This window comes from Tardiphaga sp. OK245 (assembly GCF_900108575.1).
Classification (GTDB): domain Bacteria; phylum Pseudomonadota; class Alphaproteobacteria; order Rhizobiales; family Xanthobacteraceae; genus Tardiphaga; species Tardiphaga robiniae.
In genome coordinates this window covers 36,654-59,064 of record NZ_FNWZ01000008.1, presented here as the reverse complement: position 1 = coordinate 59,064, position 22,411 = coordinate 36,654, and the positions used below count along the sequence as shown (strand labels likewise).

General features: G+C 61.7%; 20 protein-coding genes. 14 read left to right on the top strand and 6 right to left on the bottom strand.

Translation table 11 applies throughout. The features are described from left to right. Positions 1-110: 110 nt before the first annotated feature. Positions 111-1,070, bottom strand: coding sequence for an SMP-30/gluconolactonase/LRE family protein (locus tag BLW80_RS28750; RefSeq protein WP_093761929.1), 960 nt, complete (start codon positions 1,068-1,070; stop codon positions 111-113). Between the two features lie 146 nt (positions 1,071-1,216). Here BLW80_RS28750 and BLW80_RS28745 point away from each other — a divergent pair, with 146 nt between their 5' ends. Next, the gene (locus BLW80_RS28745) at positions 1,217-2,032 is read left to right on the top strand and encodes an NAD-dependent epimerase/dehydratase family protein (protein ID WP_093761927.1); all 816 of its coding nucleotides are present in this window, start codon (positions 1,217-1,219) and stop codon (positions 2,030-2,032) included. An 88-nt stretch (positions 2,033-2,120) separates the two neighbouring features. Then, entirely contained in the window at positions 2,121-3,827 is a 1,707-nt protein-coding gene (locus BLW80_RS28740; RefSeq protein WP_093762002.1) for an IlvD/Edd family dehydratase, read from the top strand. Positions 3,828-3,829: 2 nt separating this feature from the next. On the opposite strand, the gene BLW80_RS28735 is transcribed toward BLW80_RS28740, so the two are convergent. Beyond that, on the bottom strand, positions 3,830-4,741 hold the full coding sequence (locus BLW80_RS28735; RefSeq protein ID WP_093761925.1) for a ribokinase: 912 nt from the start codon (positions 4,739-4,741) through the stop codon (positions 3,830-3,832). Positions 4,742-4,746: 5 nt separating this feature from the next. Beyond that, complete coding sequence (locus tag BLW80_RS28730) at positions 4,747-5,640, bottom strand: sugar kinase (RefSeq protein ID WP_089266953.1); 894 nt, start codon at positions 5,638-5,640, stop codon at positions 4,747-4,749. A 202-nt stretch (positions 5,641-5,842) separates the two neighbouring features. Between BLW80_RS28730 and BLW80_RS28725 the strand changes: the two genes are divergently transcribed. Further along, positions 5,843-6,688 (top strand): VOC family protein, encoded by an 846-nt coding sequence (locus BLW80_RS28725; RefSeq protein ID WP_093761923.1) that lies wholly within the window; start codon positions 5,843-5,845, stop codon positions 6,686-6,688. Positions 6,689-6,694: 6 nt separating this feature from the next. On the opposite strand, the gene BLW80_RS28720 is transcribed toward BLW80_RS28725, so the two are convergent. From BLW80_RS28720 to BLW80_RS28710, 3 genes are all read right to left on the bottom strand, one after another. Next, the gene (locus tag BLW80_RS28720; RefSeq protein WP_093761921.1) at positions 6,695-7,006 is read right to left on the bottom strand and encodes a HigA family addiction module antitoxin; all 312 of its coding nucleotides are present in this window, start codon (positions 7,004-7,006) and stop codon (positions 6,695-6,697) included. A 34-nt stretch (positions 7,007-7,040) separates the two neighbouring features. Continuing rightward, the gene (locus BLW80_RS28715) at positions 7,041-7,316 is read right to left on the bottom strand and encodes a type II toxin-antitoxin system RelE/ParE family toxin (RefSeq protein WP_093761919.1); all 276 of its coding nucleotides are present in this window, start codon (positions 7,314-7,316) and stop codon (positions 7,041-7,043) included. Between the two features lie 87 nt (positions 7,317-7,403). Next, positions 7,404-8,165: a sulfite exporter TauE/SafE family protein gene (locus BLW80_RS28710; RefSeq protein ID WP_093762000.1), complete on the bottom strand. Its 762-nt coding sequence runs from the start codon at positions 8,163-8,165 to the stop codon at positions 7,404-7,406. A 231-nt stretch (positions 8,166-8,396) separates the two neighbouring features. Between BLW80_RS28710 and BLW80_RS28705 the strand changes: the two genes are divergently transcribed. From BLW80_RS28705 to BLW80_RS28655, 11 genes are all read left to right on the top strand, one after another. Next, the gene (locus BLW80_RS28705; RefSeq protein ID WP_309949136.1) at positions 8,397-9,056 is read left to right on the top strand and encodes a TetR/AcrR family transcriptional regulator; all 660 of its coding nucleotides are present in this window, start codon (positions 8,397-8,399) and stop codon (positions 9,054-9,056) included. Positions 9,057-9,250: 194 nt separating this feature from the next. After that, a complete protein-coding gene (locus tag BLW80_RS28700) occupies positions 9,251-9,982 on the top strand; it encodes an ABC transporter permease (RefSeq protein WP_246297556.1) in 732 nt (243 codons plus the stop codon). A gap of 73 nt (positions 9,983-10,055) precedes the next feature. Next, positions 10,056-11,048 carry an ABC transporter substrate-binding protein gene (locus tag BLW80_RS28695; RefSeq protein ID WP_093761915.1) on the top strand — a complete coding sequence of 331 codons (993 nt, stop codon included), beginning with the start codon at positions 10,056-10,058 and terminating at the stop codon, positions 11,046-11,048. Positions 11,049-11,098: 50 nt separating this feature from the next. Further along, the gene (locus BLW80_RS28690) at positions 11,099-11,950 is read left to right on the top strand and encodes an ABC transporter ATP-binding protein (RefSeq protein ID WP_093761913.1); all 852 of its coding nucleotides are present in this window, start codon (positions 11,099-11,101) and stop codon (positions 11,948-11,950) included. An 11-nt stretch (positions 11,951-11,961) separates the two neighbouring features. Beyond that, positions 11,962-13,374 (top strand): enolase-like domain-containing protein, encoded by a 1,413-nt coding sequence (locus tag BLW80_RS28685; protein WP_093761998.1) that lies wholly within the window; start codon positions 11,962-11,964, stop codon positions 13,372-13,374. A 2-nt stretch (positions 13,375-13,376) separates the two neighbouring features. Further along, complete coding sequence (locus tag BLW80_RS28680; protein ID WP_093761911.1) at positions 13,377-14,528, top strand: Gfo/Idh/MocA family protein; 1,152 nt, start codon at positions 13,377-13,379, stop codon at positions 14,526-14,528. An 8-nt stretch (positions 14,529-14,536) separates the two neighbouring features. Further along, a complete protein-coding gene (locus BLW80_RS28675) occupies positions 14,537-15,736 on the top strand; it encodes a dihydrodipicolinate synthase family protein (RefSeq protein WP_093761909.1) in 1,200 nt (399 codons plus the stop codon). Between the two features lies 1 nt (position 15,737). Beyond that, the gene (locus tag BLW80_RS28670) at positions 15,738-16,601 is read left to right on the top strand and encodes a sugar phosphate isomerase/epimerase family protein (protein WP_093761907.1); all 864 of its coding nucleotides are present in this window, start codon (positions 15,738-15,740) and stop codon (positions 16,599-16,601) included. Positions 16,602-17,250: 649 nt separating this feature from the next. Further along, complete coding sequence (locus BLW80_RS28665; RefSeq protein ID WP_093761905.1) at positions 17,251-17,958, top strand: TetR/AcrR family transcriptional regulator; 708 nt, start codon at positions 17,251-17,253, stop codon at positions 17,956-17,958. 1 nt (position 17,959) lies between these two features. Beyond that, positions 17,960-19,156 (top strand): efflux RND transporter periplasmic adaptor subunit, encoded by a 1,197-nt coding sequence (locus BLW80_RS28660; RefSeq protein WP_093761903.1) that lies wholly within the window; start codon positions 17,960-17,962, stop codon positions 19,154-19,156. 116 nt (positions 19,157-19,272) lie between these two features. Continuing rightward, the gene (locus BLW80_RS28655) at positions 19,273-22,362 is read left to right on the top strand and encodes a MexW/MexI family multidrug efflux RND transporter permease subunit (protein WP_093761901.1); all 3,090 of its coding nucleotides are present in this window, start codon (positions 19,273-19,275) and stop codon (positions 22,360-22,362) included. Positions 22,363-22,411: the final 49 nt, after the last annotated feature.

Below are 22,411 nucleotides of genomic sequence, written 5' to 3'. Positions count from 1 at the left end.
CGCCGTCATTGCGAGGAGCGAAGCGACGCGGCAATCCAGAAGGCCACAAGCGTGGAAAGACTGGATTGCTTCGCTACGCTCGCAATGACGTTGAGAGGGCGGTGTACCCGTCAGCCCCCCAACGCCCCCTGCGTGTTTACATACACCGCATAGATCGACTGGCTCGATGCCATGAACAGCCGGTTGCGTTTCACGCCGCCGAAACAGACATTGGCGCAGCGCTCGGGCAGCGCGATGCGGCCGATCTGTTCGCCATCGGGCGCGAAGATGAAGACGCCGTCGAGCTCCGGCTTGCCCATGCCCCAGCCGCACCACAGATTGCCATCGATATCGCAGCGCATGCCGTCGGGCGTGCCCGGGCCCGCATCGATCAGTACGCGCTTGTTCTTGAGTGTCTTGCCGTCGGCAGCAACGTCGTAAGCGAGAATCTTGCGGTTCGGCACACCGCGGGATTCCACGACATAGAGCAGCTTCTCGTCCGGTGAAAAGCATAGCCCGTTGGGGCCGAGCACATCGTCGGCGACAATGGTGGACGTCAACGTATCGCCATCGATGCGATAGATATTCTGTCCGATCTCGGATGGCGCTTTGTTGCCCTCATAGTCGCTCATCAGGCCGAACGGCGGATCGGTGAACCAGATCGAGCCGTCGGACTTCACCACGACGTCATTCGGCGAGTTCAGCTTCTTGCCTTCGAAATTATCCATCAGTACCGTGATGGAGCCGTCATATTCGGTGCGGGTGATGCGGCGGCCGTGTTCGCAGGTGATCAGGCGTCCCTGGCGATCCCGCGTGTTGCCATTGCCGTAATTCGATGGCTTGCGGAAATCGCTGATCGCGCCGGTTTCCTCTTCCCATTTGATAATGCGGTTGTTGGGAATATCTGAACACAACAGATAGCGGCCGTCGCCGAACCACACCGGTCCTTCGGCCCAGCGCATGCCGGTGGCGATGCGTTCGATGGCGCCGAGCTTGATCCAGTATTTTTCGAAGCGGGGATCGAGGGCGTGAATGGCGGGGTCGGGATAATAGGTCGCCGGCTGCCAGCCGCGCGATGATGTGTCGGACATTGGCGTCTCGTTCTCTGTCGTTTCCTCGGATGCGTTTGCTAACATTGGCGAGGGTAGGCGGCAAGCAATGCCGGTTCCACTGCCTTGCCGTTGCGCCCGCGCCGCGCCATACTTGTCTGACAACTGACAACATTGCGAGGGACGGAATGAAGATCTTGATGACGGGCGCATCTGGCGGAATTGGCACGCGCTTGCGCGAATTGCTGCCGCCGATCTATCCGGACCTCGTGCTGAGCGATCTCACCACGCCGCCCAATCTCAAGCCGACCGAGAATTTCAAACAGGCCGACCTCGCCGATCTCGCCGCCGTGGAGGCGATCTGCGAGGGCGTGGACGGCATCCTGCATTTCGGCGGCTTCTCGGTGGAGGGTCCGTGGGACACCATCCTGCAGGCCAATATCATCGGCGGCTACAATCTGTTCGAGGCCGCGCGCAAGAAGGGCGTCAAGCGCATCGTCTTCGCGTCATCGAACCATGCAGTTGGTTTTTATCCGCGTCACAGCAAAATTCCGCCCGATGTCACCGCACGGCCGGACAGCCGCTACGGTGTCAGTAAGGTGTTCGGCGAGGCGGTGGGCTCGCTCTACGCCGACAAATATGGACTGTCGGTGACATGTCTGCGCATCGGCAATTTCGGTGACCGTCCGCTGGATCAACGTCGGCTGTCGATTTGGCTCAAGCCCGAGGATCTGGTGCAGCTCTGCCGGATCGGGCTCGAACATCCCGCGATCCATTTCGAGGTGCTGTATGGCGCCTCCTATAACGAGCGTGCCTGGTGGGATAACTCCCGCGCCTATGAACTCGGCTATCGCCCGGTCGGCAAAGCCGAGGATCACCGCGAACACGCGATGGCGGAACAGGCGAAGATGAAACCCGATCCAGTCGGTGATTTCTATCAGGGCGGCGCATTTTGCAGCGCCGAATTCGCCGGTGATTTCAGCAAGGTGTGGGAGCCGAAATAGGGGCCCAGCCAGTCCGTCCCGCGCATTGACAAGAATTTTGGCGGCTTCATAAGAAGCATTCAAAACAAGCTTGGAATGGGAACGCGACATGGCCGACGGATTGCGCAAGGGGCTGACCAGTTACGGCGATGCCGGGTTTTCACTGTTCCTGCGCAAGGCCTTCATCAAGGCCATGGGCTATTCCGACGATGCGCTGGATCGGCCCATCGTCGGCATCACCAACACCCATAGCGACTACAATCCGTGCCACGGCAATTCGCCCCAGATCATCGAGGCGGTGAAGCGCGGCGTGATGCTGGCCGGCGCGCTGCCGATGGTGTTTCCGACCATCTCGATCGGCGAAAGCTTCGCCCATCCGACCTCGATGTATCTGCGCAATCTGATGGCGATGGATACCGAGGAGATGATCAAGGCGCAGCCGATGGATGCAGTGGTGGTGATCGGCGGCTGCGACAAGACGCTGCCGGCGCAGATCATGGCGGCGCTGTCCGTGGATCTGCCGACGGTGGTGATCCCGGTTGGCCCGATGGTGGTCGGCCATCACAAGGGCGAGGTGCTCGGCGCCTGCACCGACTGCCGACGCATGTGGGGTAAATTCCGCGCCGGCGAGATAGACCAGCAGGAAATCGACGACGTCAATGCGCGCCTCGCGCCGTCGGTTGGCACCTGCATGGTGATGGGCACGGCCTCCACCATGGCCTGCATCACCGAGGCGATGGGCCTGTCGCTGCCGATGAGTGCGACCATTCCCGCGCCGCATGCCGAGCGCTTCCGGTCCGCCGAAGCCAGCGGCAAGGTTGCCGCGACGCTCGCCAAGAACAAGGGGCCGAAGCCGAGTGAATTTCTGACGCCGGGCTCGTTCCGCAATGCCCAGGTGGTGCTGCAGGCGATTGGCGGCTCCACCAACGGGCTCATCCATCTCACGGCGATGGCCAACCGTACGCCGAACCGGATCGATCTCGCCGCTTTCGACGAACTCGGCCGCGACGTGCCGGTGCTGGTCGATCTGAAGCCGTCCGGCGATCACTATATGGAGCACTTCCATCATGCCGGCGGCGTGCCGAAGTTGATGCAACAGCTCGGGGATCTCATCGATCTCGACGCGAAATCTGTCACCGGCGAGACGCTGCGCGAGATCGTGGTGAATGCCGAAGAAGTGCCGGGCCAGGACGTGATCCGCTCGAAGGACAATCCGATCAAGCGCGAAGGCGGGCTGGCGATCCTGCACGGTAATCTGGCGCCGCGCAGCGCCGTCATCAAGCATTCCGCTGCGTCGCCCAAGCTGATGCAGCACACCGGCCGTGCCGTTGTGTTCGAGTCCGTCGAGGACATGACCAACCGCGTCGACGACCCCGATCTCGATGTGACTGCAGACGACGTGCTGGTGCTACGCAATGCCGGTCCCAAGGGCGCACCGGGCATGCCGGAGGCCGGCTATCTGCCAATCCCCATGAAGCTCGCCCGCGCCGGCGTGAAGGACATGGTCCGCGTTTCCGATGCGCGCATGAGCGGTACAGCCTTCGGCACCATTGTGCTGCACATCACGCCGGAGAGCGCCGTGGGTGGCCCGCTGGCGCTTGTGAAGAACGGCGACATGATCCGTCTGGATGTGGCGAAGCGCTCGATCGATCTGCTGATCGATGAAGCGGAGTTTGCCAAGCGTCAGGCCGCGTTGCCACCGGCGACCACGCCCGATTGGGCCAAGCGCGGCTACGCACATCTGTTCCACACCACGATCCTGCAGGCTGATGACGGCTGCGACTTCGATTTCATGACGGCGAAGGGGAAGGGCTGAGGCTAGCCGGCAGCCGCCGACACCTCTTTCGCTGTCGGCATCGACGGCCCGGCGCCCATCCGCTGTACGCAAAGCGAGGCGGCGACATTAGCATAGCCAATGGCGCTCTGCAGTGAATGTCCATCCGCAAGCTTTGCGGCAACCGCCCCCACGAAACAGTCGCCGGCACCGATAGTGTCAATGGCCTTCACGATGCGGGCGGCTTCGAGGTGGACCCTGCCATCGATCAGCGCGATCGCGCCGCGCTTGCCCAGCGTGATGCAGATGTTCGGCCGATGATCGGTTTGCAATGTCGATGCGGCGGCGATGAAGCGCGCATCGGGATCAGTGTCGTGCAGTTCGAGACTTGCAAGCAGGCCGAGTTCGCTTTCATTGAGGATCAGAATATCCACCAGAGCCATCAGCTCACGTTCAATCGGCATCGCCGGTGCCGGATTGAGAATCGTCGTTGCACCGGATGCGCGCGCCCGCGTGAAGAAAGCCGTGATGGCCGGCAGCGGAATCTCGAATTGGCTGACGGCGATATCGCCTTTTCGGAATGCGGACGCAGCGACATCGGCCGCATTGACCAACGCATTGGCGCCGGGAATGACAATGATGGTGTTCTCAGCTCTCGCAACGGTGATGATCGCTGTTCCCGTGCCGGCGCCAGCGACCTCACGCACGTAAGCGAGATCGACGCCCTGCATGGCCAGAAATGCCCTGGTGTCGCGGCCAAAGGCATCCGCGCCGGTACAGCCGATCAGCATGGTCGCTGCACCAAGTTTCGCCGCAGCCACGGCCTGATTGGCGCCCTTGCCACCGGGAAAATACAACACTTCGCGGCCTGCTACAGTCTCACCGATTGCCGGATGACGGTCGGCTGTCGCGACCACGTCCATATTGATGCTGCCGGCGACGACAACCTGGCCCATGGTTGTCACACCTGCGCCCGATATTCCTCACGCACCGCCGCGATATCCGACAATGTCGGCAGTCCCGCTTCATTGCCAAGCCGCTGGATCTTGAAGGTCGATGCGGCCCGCGCGAATTTGAAATGTTCGGCCCAGCTATGGCCGGGATTGGCCAGATACGAATAGACGTAAGCGCCGTGGAAGACATCGCCGGCGCCATTGGTATCGATCACCTTCTCGCGCGGGATCGGCAGCGCGGGCAGCGTGTGCACTGTGCCGGCCTCGTCGTACCAGAGCAGGCCCTTCTCGCCGAGCGTGACGCCGCCGACGCGGCAGCCGCGGCTCTTGAGATAGTCGAGCATCTTCTCCGGCGTCAGGTCCATCTGTTCGCAGAGACGCTCGGCGACGATGGCGACGTCGATGAATTCCAACAGCTCATGGGTGTTGGTGCGCAATCCGCCGCCGTCGAGTGAGGTGAGGATGCCGGCCTCGCGGCACAGTTTTGCGTAATGGATCGCAGCATCGGGTTGATGGCCGTCGATATGCAGTGCACGGCAGGCACCGAGATTGAGCAGGGGGAACGGATGGATGTGTTCGTCGTCACGGCAGCGGACGATGGCACGCTTGCCGTCTTTCGGCATGATGAAGGACAGCGACGAACTCGCCACTTTGCGCGGATGGACCTCGATGGCGTATTTCGCCGACATGTCCATGAACATGCGGCCGAGCCAGTCATTGGCGACGGTGGCGATGAGATCGGGCACAATGCCCAGCTTGGCGCAGCAGAAGGCCGCCGTCACCGCATTGCCGCCGAATGACACGGCATAGTCGGAGGCGACGTGTTTCTCGTCGCCGGTCGGCATATGGTCGGTGATGAACGTGACGTCGATATAGGTCTGTCCGATAAAGAGTGCCTTCATGAATCCGCCCGTCTCGCCTGAGGGATGGCTGCACCGTCCGGAGACGGCGCATCAGTCAGCTTAACAGCGGTTGCGACGAGGTCACCACCGAAATTGTGCGATGCCGCAGGATGCCGCAGCCGGGTGGAGTCGGTTTTCAGCATTGCGGCTCGAAAACTGGCATAGTTCGATCACAACAACGCCACGAAGACGGGAGGATGCGATGATCGCCGGGCTGGATCACGTCGTCATTTTGCTGGAGGACCTGGAGGTGGGGATCGCCACCTATCAGACCCTGTTCGCCCGCGCGCCCGCCTGGCGCAGCACCAGCGACGGTGCGGCCATGGCGATCTTCACGGTGGCCAACATGTCGGTCGAGCTGATGGCGCCTGTCGGTCAGGGCCCGGCCGCCGATCGCATCAGGGCCGTGCTGCCGGAGCAGGGTGCGACGCTGGCCAGCATCTGTTTCCGGACTGGCGATATCGCTGGGATGCATCGCCGGCTCGATCGCCTGGCGCTGAAGCCTGATCCCATCGCCGAGGTCGAGAGCAGGGATACCGAGACCGGCGCCACACTCTCCTGGAAGCGTACCCGTGCGGCCACCGACGCGACACGCGGTGTCCGGCAATTCTTTCTCGAACTGTCCGACGAGCGTCCGGTGTCGCCCGCGGTGGGCGATGCGCCGTTCCTTGGCCTCGACCATATCGTTGTCGCCACGCAGGATCCGGAGCGCGCCGCTGCGCTCTATGGCGCGCGACTGGGCCTCGACATGGCACTGGATCGCTCCAATCCGGAGTGGGGCCATCTGATGTTCTTCCGCTGCGGCGATCTGATCGTCGAGGTCGTGCATCGCCCCGACGACAAGGCCGACAAGAATCGCGACAAGCTCTGGGGCATGACCTGGCGCGTCGCTGACGCGGATGCCGTCCGCGAGCGTTTGCTCGCCGCGCATGTCAACGTGTCGGAGGTGCGTAGTGGCCGCAAGCCGGGCACCCGTGTTGTCAGCCTCCGCGACGGGACCTGCGGAATTCCGACGCTGCTGATCGAACGGACGGGGAAGGATGTGTGAGCGCCGTCAAGCGACCTTCAGCGTCTCGATCCCGCTGACGTCGACAGTCTGTTCGGCGTGCCATGTGTCATAGGCTGCCTGCATCCGCACCCAGATGCCGGCACCGTTGCCAAACAATTTGCCGATCCGGACCGCGACCTCGGGCGAGATTGGCTTCTTCTCTTCGAGGATGTCGTGCAGATGCTGGCGGGAAACGCCGAGCAGGCGGGCGATCTCGGTCTTGGATCGCTTGACGGCGGGGATCACGTCTTCGCGCAGCACGGCGCCTGGATGGGTCGGGCAGCGGGACGCGCTGCGCTTGGCATTTTGCTCAACCATCGTGGCTCTCCTTGATCCCCGGCGCGAAGCGCCCTTAGTGATACTGCTCGAAGTCGACACGAAGCGCATCGCCGGCCTCGAATTCGAATGTGATGCACCATGGTCCGTTGACGTGAACGGAATAACGCTGTGGTTTGCCGCGCAGTAGATGGAAGTTGAAGCCGGGCAGGCCCATCTCGGCCGGCAAGGTTGCGACGTCCAGCATGTCGAGCCGGCGGAGAATGCGACCATGCATTTTTTTGTCAATCTTGGCTGACGTCTTCCTGCTCCAGAGCTCGTTCAGACCGGGATGTATGAAAGATCTGATCACGGGCGCCTCGACGGCTACGGATCGACTGCCCGAACTGTAAGCTATTAGCTTACAGTTCGTCAAGTGGTTTTCTGCAGGTCGGGCGAACTACCGCCACAACATCGAACAGCCCTGCCACAGCAGCACCAGCGAGATCACCAGCAGCAGGGCATAGGCAATGTTATAGAACAGGTTGGTGGGCGTATGTTTCACCAGCCAGATGCCCATGAAGTTCGCGATGATGGCCATCGGTAGCAGTGCCAGCGATGTCGCAAAATTGCTGGCATGGAATTGGCCGAGCGCGAGGTAGGGCACGATCTTCAGCGCGTTGACCACGGCGAAGAAGATCGTGGTGGTGCCGACCAACACCAGCTTCGACAGCCGCTGCGGCAGCACATAGACCTGGAAAGGCGGGCCGCCCGCCTGGGTCATGAAGGATGTGAAGCCAGATACCGCGCCCCAGAACACGCCACCGGCCGGGCCCATGCGCGTCGGTTCGATCCTGGCGCGCTTGCGCCAGACATCGATCACGAAGATGAGGCCGATCAAACCGACGGTGATGCGCACGGCATTGTCGGAAATATAGGAGGCGAGCAGCCACGCCAGCGTCATGCCGGCGACGGCGCCCGGCAACATGATCTTCAGATTCGAGGCGTCCCATTCGCGGCGATAGACATAGATCGAGATCAGGTCCTGCGTGATCAGCACCGGCAGCAGCAAGGCGGCCGCCTCGAGCGGCGGCAGATACAGCGCCAGCAGCGGCGTGGCGGCAATGCCGACGCCGGAAAAGCCGCCTTTGGAAAGGCCAAGGAAAATCACCGCCGGAATGGCGACGGCATAGAAGAACGGGTCTGTGATGATGGCAGGCACAAGCAGGTCCGGTTGGGGCAGGGCAGTGATAGCGACGGCACCCGCAAAAGGCGATGCCCGTTTGCGCATATGGCCCGGAACATGCTTTGTTCTCAAGCGGGCAAACGCATGCTACACGCGATAGACGTGCGGCTGCTGCGTCATTCCGCTGAGCGACGGGATCCGGGTTTGGCAAAAACAACTAAAAAAGCGCCGAAGAAAGCATTGAAGTGGCAGCGTGACCCGGAAGGGATGCGTCTGCGCATTCTCGAGGCTGCCAAGAAAGAATTCGCGAGCAAGGGCCTCGCCGGTGCGCGCGTCGATCGCATCGCTGCGCAGGCCGGCGCCAACAAACGCATGCTCTACTATCACGTCGGCAACAAGGATGCGCTCTATCTTGCGGTACTCGAAGGTGCCTATGAGCAGATCCGCGCCGAAGAACGCACGCTCGATCTCGAACATCTCGATCCGCCCGAGGCCATCGAGAGCCTGATCGCCTTCACCTGGAACTATTTTATCCGCAACCCGGAATTCCTCGCGCTGCTCAACACCGAGAATCTGGAGCGCGCGAAGCACATCAAGCGCTCCACGAAGGTGAAGTCGATGCATTCGCCCTTCGTGGAGATGATCCGCACGGTGGTTTTGCGCGGCGTCGCGTCAGGCGATTTCAAGGTCGCGATGGATCCGGTGCAGCTCTACATTTCCATCGCCGCGCTGAGCTTTTTCTATATCGGCAACAACGCCACGCTCAGTGTGATTTTCGGCAGGGATCTGCTGGCGAAGGAGGCGAGGGACGAGCGGCTGGCGCATATGGTGGCACTCGTCCTGGCGGCGCTCACCGGCCGATCCGTGGCCGAATTTCAGCTCCCGCCGGCGACGGTTGTCCACACCTCGGCCCGCCAAAGCGCCTGAAATCATTGTTTAATTTTCGCTAGTTAAGCGGCCAATTGACAACGGCGAAGCCATGCGCTGTATTTATCCAACGAGTTAAATGCGACCGCGAAGCCGGCATCTGGGAGACGAGACGCGTGAGTGAGAAGAAAGCACCCGGCAGTGTATCGAAGCTGCTGAACGCCTCATGGCTGCGCCCGTTCCTGTTGCTGGTGATGATCGTGGTCGGCTGGGATCTCGCGATCCGCATCTTCAACATTCCCGCCTATCAGATCCCTGCGCCCGGCGACGTCGTGAAGGTGCTCTACACCGATTGGCCCGAGCTGCTCGCGCAGTCAGGGCCGACGACTTACGCGACACTGCTCGGCTTCCTTGCATCCGCCGTGTTCGGCATCCCGATTGCCATGCTGATCGCCGGTTCGCGGACCGTCGAAAGCTATGTCTATCCGCTGCTGGTGTTCTCGCAATCGATTCCCAAAGTCGCCATCGCGCCCTTGTTCGTGGTGTGGTTCGGCTTCGGCATCGTGCCGAAGATCATCGCGGCATTTCTGCTCGGTTTCTTTCCCGTCGTCGTGTCGGCGGTGCAGGGCTTCAAATCGGTCGATCCCGACATGGTCGATCTTGCCCGCGCCATGAAGGGCAGCCGCTTGCGCGTGTTCTGCGCCGTGAACCTGCCACACGCGCTGCCGGCGATCTTCTCCGGTCTCAAGGTGTCCGTCACGCTCGCCGTCGTCGGCGCGGTGGTCGGTGAATTCGTCGGCTCCAATTCCGGCATTGGTTATGTGCTGCAGCGCTCCATCGGCACCTTCGATCTGCCGACGATGTTTGCGGCTCTCGTGATCCTCGCGCTGCTCGGCGTCATTCTGTTCTGGCTGGTCGATCGTATCGAACGCTTTGCGATTCCCTGGCACGTCAGCCAGCGCGCGGATGTTTTCATCGGGTCCTGATCGGGACGTGCAATTCCAAACAAGCGGTCCGGCGAAACGGGCCGCGATCACCTGCTTCAATGGGAGGCTAAAAATGCTGAAATGGGTTACTGCTGTTTCGACTGCCGCGATCACCGTCACGCTCGCACTCGCCACGCCGGCGGCTGCCGCCGACAAGGTGACGTTGATGCTCAACTGGTATGTCTATGGTGAGCATTCGCCGTTCTATTACGGCAAGGCCAAGGGCATCTATGAAGCCGAAGGCATCGATCTCGACATCCAGGAAGGCCGCGGTTCGGCTGCCACCGTGCAGGCTGTCGCCGCGAAGAGCGTGAACTTCGGCTATGTCGACGTTCCCACCATGATGCGCGCAGCCGTGAAGGGCGCCCCGGTGATCGCCACCGGCGTGCTGCTGCAGACCTCGGCCATGTCGGTGATGGGCTTCGTCGACAAGAACATCAGGAAGCCGGACGACATCAAGGGCAAGACCGTGGCGATCACGCCGGCGGATTCCATGACCCAGATCTGGCCGCTGTTCCTCAAGAAGGCGGGCCTCAAGGAATCCGATTTCAAGACCGTCGCCGGCGACGGACAGACCAAGCTCAACGCCGTCATCAACGGCCAGGCTGACCTGCTGCTCGGCTACGTCATGGATCAGTCCATGAAGATCAAGGATGCCACCGGCAAGGATGTGTATCCGATCAAGTTTGCCGATTACGGCATTCATCTGGTGTCGTCGGGCATCGTCACCAATACCGACTATGCCAAGGCCAATCCGGATCTCGTGAAGCGCTTCATGTCGGCCACCACCAAGGCCGTCGAAGCTGCGTCGAAGGAGCCGAAGGCTGCCGCACAGTCGATCCTCGATGCCAACCCGAAGGGCGGCAAGATCGAGACCCTGACCCAGGGCTTCGAACTCACCATCCCGCTCTACACCACGCCGGAAACCAAGGGTAAGCGCCCGTTCCAGGTCACCGATCAGAACATGAAGGAATCGGTAGAGCTGATGGTCGAATACGGCGGTCTGGAAGCCAAGGCCAAGGACAATCCGAAGGCCTTCTACACCAACGAATATCTGCCGAAGTAACCGGCCCGGTTATCTCGACCGAACTGACGAAACCAACAGGACTAGCCGTAATGACTGCAGCGATGAGGACCATGAGCGTCGATCAACCGAGTGCGCATCTTCGCGTCGTATCTGAGCAGTCCGCACCATCGAAAGCGTCGGGGATCAATCTCTCCGGCGTCTCCAAAACCTATGGGACCGGCGACGGCCAGGTGCAGTCGCTGCGTCCCCTGGACTTCCACATCAATGACGGCGAGTTCTTCGTCGTGGTCGGACCTTCCGGCTGCGGCAAGTCCACACTGCTTAAACTGATCTCCGGCCTTCTTGCGCCAACATCAGGCGAAATCCACGTCGACGGCAACAAGGTCACCGAGCCCCATGGCGACGTCGGCATCGTGTTCCAGAATGCGCTGCTGCTGCCGTGGCGGAACATCATCAACAACGTGTTGATGCCGATCGACATGAAGAACCTGTCGCGCGAGAAATATATCCCGCGCGCGAAAGAGCTTCTGAAGATGGTCGGCCTCGAAGGCTTCGAGAAGAAGCTGCCGTGGCAACTCTCCGGCGGCATGCAGCAACGCGCCTCGATCTGCCGTGCGCTGGTGCACGATCCCAAAATCATGATGATGGACGAGCCGTTCGGCGCGCTCGACGCCATGACGCGCGAGAAGATGAATGTCGAGTTGTCGCGCATCCAGCGCACCACCGGCAAGACGATTCTCCTCATCACCCATTCGATCCCGGAAGCGGTTTTCCTTGCCGACAAGGTGCTGGTCATGACCGAGCGCCCCGGCGGCATTGCCGCGATCTATGACGTGCCGCTCGGCCGCGAGCGCACGCTTGATGCGATGTCGAACCCGATCTTCACCGATCTGGTCGCGCGAATCCGCAAACACTTCATGACCAACAGCACGCTGGACTAGCGCCCATGTCCATGTCGGCACGGATCGCCTTGCGAGACATTACGCTGTTCGAGCGCCACGTGGCATTCGTGCGGCCGTTTCGCTTTGGCGCCGTGACGGTCAATGCCGCGCCGCAGGCTTTCGTGCGGGTTGAGCTGGAGGTCGAAGGCAAGGGCGTGTTCGTTGGCGCCTCAGCCGAGCTGATGGTGCCGAAGTGGTTCGACAAGCGGCCGCATCTGGCCATCGACGACACAGTGAACGAACTGCGGCAGTCGCTGGTCATCGCGAAAGAGCTCTATCGCGCGCAGTCGGGTTTCATTTCGGCCTTCGGTCTGCATGCGGCCTGCATCGGCGACCAGATGACGGCCTGCGCCGAACTCGACATTCCACCGCTGGCTGCAAGCTTCGGTCCGGCGGAAATCGACAAGGCTGTGCTCGACGCACTGCTGCGTGGCTTGGGCACGGATTTCTTCACGGGCATGAAGGCCAACGTCGCCGGTCTTACCGCGCGTCTTGCTCCCGATCTTGGCGCCGACGACATCGCGACGTTCCTGGCCAGCCGTCACCGGCTTGAACGCGTCGCGCTGCGCCACACCGTTGGCCTCGATGATGTGATCGAAGGCGAGGGCGGTGTCGCCGACCCCCGTGAGAATAGCGGCGCACGATACTTCAAGCTCAAGATGAACGGCGATCCCGAAGCTGATGCCATCAGGCTGACGCGCATTGGTCAGGCGCTAAAGACACTGCCTTACGATTATCAGGTGACGCTCGACGCCAATGAGCAATATGCCGATCTCAACGCGCTCGGCGCGCTGGTCGATCGTCTCGACAATGACCGCGCATTGGCGCCGATTGCATCCAGGCTACTTTACATCGAACAGCCGATGCCGCGCGACATCACGCGCGAGTCGCCGCTCGGCAATTTGTCGTCGCGCAATTTCATCATTGATGAGGCTGACGACAATTGGGATGCATTCCCCGCCGCCAAGGCGCTGGGCTATCGCGGCATCTCCTCGAAATCCTGCAAGGGCTTCTACAAGTCGATTGCAAATGCGACCCGTGCTGCCGCGTGGAGCGCGCAGGGTGTCAACCATTTCATCACCGGCGAGGATCTCACCTGCCAGGCCGGGCTTGGCGTGCAGCAGGATCTTGCGCTTGGCGCGCTGATCGGCGTCACCCATGCCGAGCGCAACGGCCATCACTACGTTGATGGTTTCGGCACCGCGCCCGCGGAGGAGGCCGAGGCATTCCTGAATGCCCATCCCGATCTCTACCGCCGCGACGGCGACACCATCCGTCTGTCGATTCACGACGGCGATCTTCTCACGGGATCGCTGACCTCTACCGGATTTGCATCCGGCGCACATCCGGACTGGTCGGTGCTGTCGCCGCTCCAGCTCGCTTCATCCGATCATTCTCAAACTAAAGTTCTCCAGGAGTCCTGACTATGGCTGTCCACCGCCTCGGCATCATCATGAACGGCATCACCGGCCGTATGGGTCTCAACCAGCATCTCGTGCGCTCGATCGTCGCGATCCGTGCGCAGGGCGGCGTGACCCTGAAGAACGGCGACCGCATGATGCCGGATCCGATCCTGGTCGGCCGCAATGCCGAGAAGATCGAAGGCCTCGCCAAGAAGTATGGCATCGAGCGCTGGACCACCGATCTCGACAAGGCTTTCGCCGACAAGAACGACAGCATCTTCTTCGACGCGGCGACCACCCAGGCACGCCCGGGTCTGCTCAACCGCGCCATCGAGGCCGGCAAGCATATCTATTGCGAGAAGCCCATCGCGACCAATCTCGAAGCCGCGCTCGACGTCATCAAGAAGGCCAACGCAAAGGGTCTCAAGCACGGCACCGTGCAGGACAAGCTGTTCCTGCCCGGTCTGAAGAAGCTTGCGATGCTCCGTGACTCTGGCTTCTTCGGCAAGATGCTCTCGGTACGCGGCGAGTTCGGCTACTGGGTGTTCGAAGGCGATTGGCAAGAAGCCCAGCGCCCGTCGTGGAACTACCGCGCTGAAGACGGCGGCGGCATGATCCTCGACATGGTCTGCCACTGGCGCTACGTGCTCGACAATCTGTTCGGCGAAGTCGAAAGCCTGACCTGCCTCGGCACTACCGACATCCCGGCGCGCTGGGACGAGCAGGGCAAGAAGTACACGGCCACTGCCGACGACTCGGCCTATGCCACCTTCAAGCTGAAGGGCGGCGTCATCGCCCACATGAATATGTCCTGGGCGACGCGCGTCTATCGCGATGATCTCGTGACCTTCCAGGTCGACGGGACCCACGGTTCGGCCGTTGCCGGTCTCACCGAGTGCATGATCCAGGCCCGTCAGGCGACGCCGCGTCCGGTGTGGAATCCCGACGAGAAGCGCACCCACGACTTCTATGCCGACTGGCAGAAGGTTCCGGACAACGCCGTCTACGACAACGGCTTCAAGGAGCAGTGGGAAATGTTCATCCGTCACGTCTGTGAGGATGCGCCCTACAAGTACACGCTGCTCGAAGGTGCCAAGGGCGTGCAGCTCGTCGAATGCGCGCTGGAAAGCTGGAAGGAGCGCCGCTGGATCGACGTTCCCACACTCAAGGTCTGAGGTTCGTCATGAACAAGCCAGTCATGCCCACGTCCACCGGCTCAACGCTGTCGCTGAAGCTGCCGAAGGCCGATCGTTCGATCGAGACCTATCGTCTCGCAGCGTCGCGCACGTTTCCGGCCAAGCTGGAAGGCACGCTGAACCGCATCGCCTTCTCGGCGGCGCATATCGTTGCCGACCCGCTGGCGGAATGCGACCCGTGGCTCAATCAGACCATCGATTGGGACCGCACCATCGCGTTTCGTGAACACGTCTGGGATCTCGGTCTCGGTGTCGCGGAAGCGATGGACACCGCGCAGCGCGGCATGGGTATGGACTGGCCGACCTCGCTCGAACTCATCACGCGCTCCGTCGCGGCGGCGAAGCCGCGCGGCGCGCTGGTGTTCTCCGGCGCCGGCACTGATCACCTCGCGGTGGAAGATGCCAAGTCGATCGACGACGTGATCAAGGCCTATGAACAGCAGTTCGAAGCGATCGAGAAGGTCGGCGGCCGCATCATCCTGATGGCGTCGCGTGCGCTGGCCAAGCTCGGCAAGAGCGCTGAGGATTACGGCCGCGTCTATGACCGCATCCTGTCGCAGTCGGCGCAGCCCGTCATCATCCACTGGCTCGGCGACATGTTCGATCCGGCGCTGGCGAATTACTGGGGCACGTCGAGCCTCGACACCGCAATGGATATTGCGGTCGACGTCATCAACCGCAATGCCGCCAAGGTCGATGGCGTCAAGGTGTCGCTGCTCGATGCACAGCGCGAGATCGACATGCGTCGCCGCCTTGACCCCAAGGTCAAGATGTATACCGGCGACGACTTCAACTATGCCGAACTGATCGCCGGCGACGACAAGGGCTTCTCGCACGCGCTGCTCGGTATCTTCGATGCCATCGCGCCGGCGGCGTCCTACGCGCTGTCGCGTCTCGCGGCCGGTGATGAAGCCGGCTTCCACGACGTACTCGGCCCCACGGTTCCGCTGTCGCGTCATATCTTCAAGGTACCGACGCGATTCTACAAAACCGGAATCGTGTTCATGGCCTATCTCAACGGCCATCAGGATCACTTCACCATGATCGGCGGGCAGGAGAGCACGCGCTCGACCCAGCATCTCGCCGAACTGTTCCGTCTCGCCGACAAGGCCGGTCTTTTGGCCAATCCCGAACTGGCGACGCAGCGCATGAAGGCGATCATGGCCACACGTGGGATCGAAGCCTGAGATGCGTGACTTTTCCAACGACCATCGCTGGCTGTCGCTGAACACGGCGACGGTCCGCAAGCAGGGTGACTTTGTCGCCATCGCCGAAGCCTGTGCCCGTCACAAGATCCGCGGCGTCTCGCCGTGGCGCGACCAGGTCGCCCATGTCGGTCTCGACAAGGCCGTCAAGGCGGTGCGGGATCACGACCTCGAACTGTCCGGCTATTGCCGCGGCGGCATGTTCGTCTCGGACGAAGCTCATCGCCAGCAGCAGCGCGACGACAACAAGCGCTGCGTCGACGAGGCCGTGGCATTGGGCTCACCGTGCATCGTGCTGGTCGTCGGCGGCCTGCCGCAATATTCGCGGCCAGGCAGTGCGCCCTCGAAGAACATCATCAATGCGCGCGCGCAGGTCGATGATGGCATCGCCGAGATGATGGAATATGCGAGGCAGGCGAAGATGCCGCTGGCCATCGAGCCGCTGCATCCGGCTTATGCCGCCGACCGTGCTTGCGTGAACACCACGGAACAGGCGCTCGATATCTGCGACCGTCTCGATCCCAACCGCACTGGCATGCTCGGTGTCGCCCTCGACGTCTATCACATCTGGTGGGATCCGGAACTGCATGCCCAGATCGCGCGGGCAGGGCAGGACCGTCTGCTCGCATTTCACGTCTGCGACTGGCTGGTCCCGACCAAGGACATCCTCAACGACCGCGGCATGATGGGCGACGGTGTCATCGATATCAAATCCGCCCGCGCCGCCGTCGAGGCGCAGGGCTTCGCCGGTTATTCCGAGATCGAGATCTTTTCGGAGAACTGGTGGAGCAAGTCGATGGATGAGGTGATGACGACCTGCATCGAGCGTCACAAGACGGTGGTGTAACTCACGGTGTAGTGCCGAAACGCACGAACCTCTCAATTGTCATTCCCGGGGCGCGCTCTTGCGCGAGCGCGGAATGACAATTGAGAGGGTAGAGCTTAAACATTTTTTCCTATATATCTTGACAATATACCTAGAAGGACTGTCCTCCGCTCATCCAGTTCGCGAGGGCGCTTCTAGAGGCGTCTTGAGGTGGAGCTGGGATTGCGGCGCCTACGGGCGGGAGGGAGACGTTCCCTCGCGCACTCGGGAGGCCTTGGGGTAGCCGTCCTGGCCCACTACGGGGCTCTGCCGGAAACGGCTGGACTGGACAGGCCAAAGCGGGGAAACCTGCCGGCGCCACGTCCCAGGAAGCACGGCCCCGGGAACAGAAATCGCCCCTAGCAGTCGCAGACTGCGTAAACTTGTCTGCGGTGTGGCGTTGCGCGGTTGCGGATTACCGGCGTTCCGGCGGAGCGGATCGCGATAAAAACCACCCTTTGCGCCTCACGGCGCGCTGCCACCCCTCATCTTGAGGGAACCGCATAGCTCGAGCGCATTGGCGTCGCGAGAATGCAACACTGTGGCGGGCCGATACCACCTGCAGTCATTCTCCTGACGCGGCGCACCATTTTGTTGACAGAAACCTGGGTGAGTGCTTACTCACGACGCTATGAGCACACTTCGAATGACCCATGACCTCAGGCGCGAGCTGATCCTCAGCGCGGCGAAGCGATGCTTTGCGCGCAATGGATTTGCCGGCACCACGACCAAGAGCGTGGCGGCTGCGGCGTCGATTTCGGAAGGCTTGCTGTTCAAGCACTTCCCGACCAAGTCGGCGCTCTATGCCGAGATCCTGGCGGAGGAATGCGAAGCCGACCCTGGACTGAACAAGCTGCTTGGTCTGCCGCCGTCGACCGAGACGCTGGTGATTCTGATTCGCGGCATGGTCAGACATTTCCTTGACATTCCGCGCGATCCCGATCCCGATCATGAAGAGGCGCAGCGCCTGCGGCTAATGGTCATCAGCCAGTTGCAGGACGGTGAATTCGCCCGGCTGCTGTTTGACAAGATCGGCGAACTGATTGGCCCGACCTTTACAGCGTCACTTGAACACGCTGTCCGGACAAACGACGCGGTTCGGATCGGAAAAGAGCCGATGGGGCTTTTCTGGTTTGCGCACAACACCGCGATGATGGCGGCATTATCGCGCCTTCCCTCGGTTCCCTGTTTGCCTTATGCCAGCACCGCCGACAACGAGCGGCAACTTTGTGAGTTTATTCTCCGCGGTATCGGACTGAAAGACACGGCGATCGCGACGTATATCGATCGCGAGCTTCCGGCGTACCTGATGCCAGCGACTACGACAGAAAGCGCATGACATGACACTCACGACCGAACCCAACAGCACTACGGCGCCGCGTGCGACTGTCGAGAAGCCCCGTCCGCGTCCGCGGATGGTGCGTTGGTTCATCATCGTCGGCATCCTGCTGGCGATCCTGGTGGGCGGCCTGGTGGGCTTCAACGCGTTCCGCGCCCACATGATCAAGCAGTTCTTCGCCACCATGAAGCCGCCGCCGACTGTGGTGAGTGTTGCGGATGCCAAGTCCGAAGTGGTGCCCAACCTGATCAGCGCCGTCGGCGATCTCGCCGCCGTGCACCAGGTCAACGTCACCTCCGACGTCAACGGCCGCATTACCGACATCCAGTTCACTGCGGGCGCGACCGTCAAGGCTGGCCAGCCGCTGGTGCAACTGTTCGACGGACCGGACCAAGGCGACCTCGCCAACTTCAAGGCGGCTGCCACCGTGGCGCGCATCAATCTCGACCGCGCCAAACAGCTCGCCGAGCGTCAGGTTGGTCCGCAGGCCACCGTCGACACCACGCAGGCGGCGTATGATCAGGCGCAGGCCAATATCGCCAAGACCGAAGCGGTGATTTCGCAGAAGCAGGTGCGCGCGCCGTTCGACGGCGTGCTCGGCACGCGCCGGGTCGAAGTCGGCCAGTACCTGACGGCCGGCACGCAGATCGTGTCGCTCACCGATCTGTCCGCCGTCTATAACAACTTCACGGTCACGGAAAAAGACTCCGGCAAGCTGCAGGTCGGTCAGGCTGTGCGCATTTCGGTGGACGCTTATCCGGGCCGCAAGTTCGAGGGCAAGATCACCACGATCGAGCCGCAGATCAGCGCGGATACGCGCAACATTCGTGTTCAGGCGACGCTGCAGAATCCGGAAGGCATCCTGAAGCCGGGCATGTTCGCGACCACGACCGTCGTGCTGCCGGACAAACCGGCTGTGATCACCGTGCCGGAAACCGCAGTCGACTACACGCTCTATGGTGACTCGGTTTACCTGATCACCGAAAAGAAGACCGACGATGGCAAGGCCGAGCTCTCGGCGGTGCGCACCTTCGTGCGCACTGGCGACCGCATCGATGGCCGTGCGGTGATCACGCAGGGCCTGAAAGCCGGTGATCGCGTCGTGGCGGTTGGACAGCTCAAGTTGCAGTCCGGCGCGCTGGTGTCGATCTCGACCGATCCATTGCCGCAGATTCCGGCGAAACCGCCGCTGAACTGAAACCCGACGGACGGGCCGCGAAATGCGGTCCGTCCCGGTTCATCTGAATGAATTTTCTCGCATCGTCGCGCGGCCTGTGATGGCCGGCAGACGGTGCCGATGACGGAGCGACCGCAATGGTCTTCACGGATATCTTCATCAAGCGCCCGGTGCTGGCGCTGGTCGTCAGCCTGCTGATCCTGCTGATCGGTTTCAAGGCTGCAACCAGCCTGCCGATCCGTCAGTATCCGAAACTGTCGAACACCGTGATCACCGTCACCACGGTGTATCCCGGCGCGTCGCCGGACCTGATGCAGGGCTTTATCACCACGCCGATCGAGCAGGCCGTCGCGGCTGCTGAAGGCATCGACTACATGACGTCGGCATCGACGCAGGGCCAGAGCCTGATCTCGGTCTATATCAAGCTCAACGTCGATCCCAATGCTGCGCTCACCGAAGTGCTGTCGAAGGTCAATTCGGTCAAATATCTGATCCCGCGCGAAGCGAATGACCCCGTCATTCTGAAGTCCACGGGATCGACGACGGCGGTGATGTATCTCGGCTTCTCCAGTGAGGAACTGTCTGGCTCGGCGATCTCCGACTACCTGACGCGCGCGGTGCAGCCGATCCTGTCGACGGTGGACGGCGTGGCGTCGGCCGAAATCCTCGGCGGTCAGACCTTCGCCATGCGCCTGTGGCTCGATCCGCTGCGCATGCAGGGCCGCGGTGTATCTCCGGACGATGTCGCTGCGGCGATCCGCGCCAACAACTTCCAGGCGGCAGCGGGTCAGACCAAGGGCTATTACATCGTCTCCAACGTGACGGCGAATACCGACCTGCAGAACGTCGAGCAATTCAAGCGCATGACGGTGAAAGCCAAGGACGGTGGCTTTGTTCGTATGGAGGATATCGCCACCATCGAGCTTGCCGCGCAGAGTACGGACGCGAGCGTGGCGTTTAGTGGCGAGCGCGCGATCTTTATCGGCGTGCAGGCGACACCGCTCGGCAATCCGCTCAACATCGTCAAGGGCGTGCGCGCGCTGTTCCCCGAACTCGAGCGTAACCTGCCGCCATCGCTGAAGATGAAGGTAGCCTACGACTCCACTAAGTTCATCACGTCGTCGATCGAGGAAGTTCAGAACACGCTGATCGAAGCCGTCGGCATCGTGATCGTGGTGATCTTCCTGTTCCTGGCTTCGTTCCGCTCGGTCATCATTCCGGTGGTGACGATTCCGCTGTCGCTGGTCGGCGTCTGCAGCCTCATGCTCGTCATGGGCTTCAGCATCAATCTGCTGACCCTGCTGGCGATGGTGCTCGCCATCGGCCTCGTGGTCGACGACGCCATCGTGGTGGTGGAGAACATCCACCGCCATCTGGAGGAGGGCAAATCGCCGGTGCAGGCGTCGCTCGAAGGCGCGCGCGAGATCGTTGGTCCGGTCATCTCCATGACCATCACGCTGGCGGCGGTGTATGCGCCGATCGGCTTCATCGGCGGTTTGACCGGTGCGCTGTTCCGCGAATTCGCCTTCACCCTGGCGGGCTCGGTGATCGTATCCGGCGTTATCGCGCTGACGCTTTCACCGATGATGTGCTCGGTGCTGTTGAAGCAGGAAGAGCCGGGCTGGTTCGCCAAGAAGGTGGACAAGGTGTTCGGCGCCACCACGCGCTGGTATGGGCGGCAGCTCGATCGCTCGCTGGACTATCGCCCCATCACGGCCATGTTCGCCGTTGTGATCCTCGGTCTCGTCGGCTTCATGTACATGAACACATCGAAAGAGCTGGCGCCCGAGGAAGATCAGGGCATTCTGTTTGCGGTGACCAAGGCACCGAAATACGCCAATATCGACTATGCGGATTTCTACGGTGATCGCATGGACGAGGCGTTCAAGAAGTTCCCGGAAACCGATCTGCGCTTCATCATCAACGGCACCAACGGTCCGAGCAACGGTATCGCCGGCATGCTGCTGAAGCCGTGGGACGAGCGCAAGCGTTCGTCCACGCAGCTGAAGCCGCTGGTGCAGGCCGAACTCAGCAAGATCGAGGGTGTCAACGCCTTCGCATTCAACCTTCCGGCGCTGCCGGGCGGGCCCGGCGGTCTGCCGATCCAGATGGTGATCAGCTCGACCAACGGTTTCCAGTCGGTCTATGAAGAGATGGTCAAGTTGAAGGAGACCGCGCGCAAGAGCGGCCTGTTCATCGTCAGCGACAGCGATCTCGATTTCAATCAGCCGGTGGTGCGCGTCTCCATCGATCGCTCCAAGGCCAACGACCTCGGCATTACGATGTCGAGCATCGGCAATACGCTGGCGACGCTGCTCGGCGGCAACTACACCAACCGCTTCAACCTCGAGGGGCGCTCCTATCAGGTGATCCCGCAGGTGCCGCGCGGCATGCGGCTCTCGCAGGATTCGTTGGCGAACTACTATGTGCCGACGATCACGGGTCAGCAGGTGCCGTTATCGACGCTGGTGAAGGTGGAGACTGGAACCAACCCGAACGCACTGTCGCACTACAACCAGCTGAATTCGGCGACCTTCCAGGCGGTGCCGATGCCCGGCGTGACAGTGGGGCAGGCGGTCGACTTCCTTGAGGGGGCCGCCAAGCAACTGCCGTCGGGCTTCAATCATGACTACCTCGCCGACAGCCGACAATATGTGCAGGAAGGCAACCAGCTCGCGGTGGCGTTCGGCTTCGCGCTGATCATCATCTTCCTGGTGCTGGCAGCGCAGTTCGAAAGTCTGCGCGATCCGCTCGTGATCATGATTACGGTGCCGATGGCGATCCTGGGCGCGTTGATCCCGCTATTCTTCGGCATGGCGACGATCAACATCTACACCCAGGTCGGCTTGCTGACGCTGGTCGGTCTGATCTCGAAGCACGGCATCCTGATGGTGGAGTTCGCCAACGAACTGCAGCTCAAGGAAGGTCTCGATCGTCGTTCGGCCATCGAGATGGCTGCCCGCGTGCGTCTGCGTCCGATCCTGATGACCACGGCCGCGATGGTCACCGGCCTGTTGCCGTTGCTCACCGCGGCGGGTGCTGGTGCAGCCAGCCGCTTCTCGATCGGCCTCGTCGTCGTCTCCGGCATGATGATCGGCACGCTGTTCACGTTGTTCGTGCTGCCCGCGGTTTACGTGGCCATCGCCACCGATCACCGCGCCGGCAAAGAGACGGAGCGCGCCAAGCAGATCGAGGAATTCGATCTGGAGCATACGCGGACGGCCTGATCGCACGGACGCGGCCTTGCGAAGCTGAGCTTGCGGGGCCACATGGTTT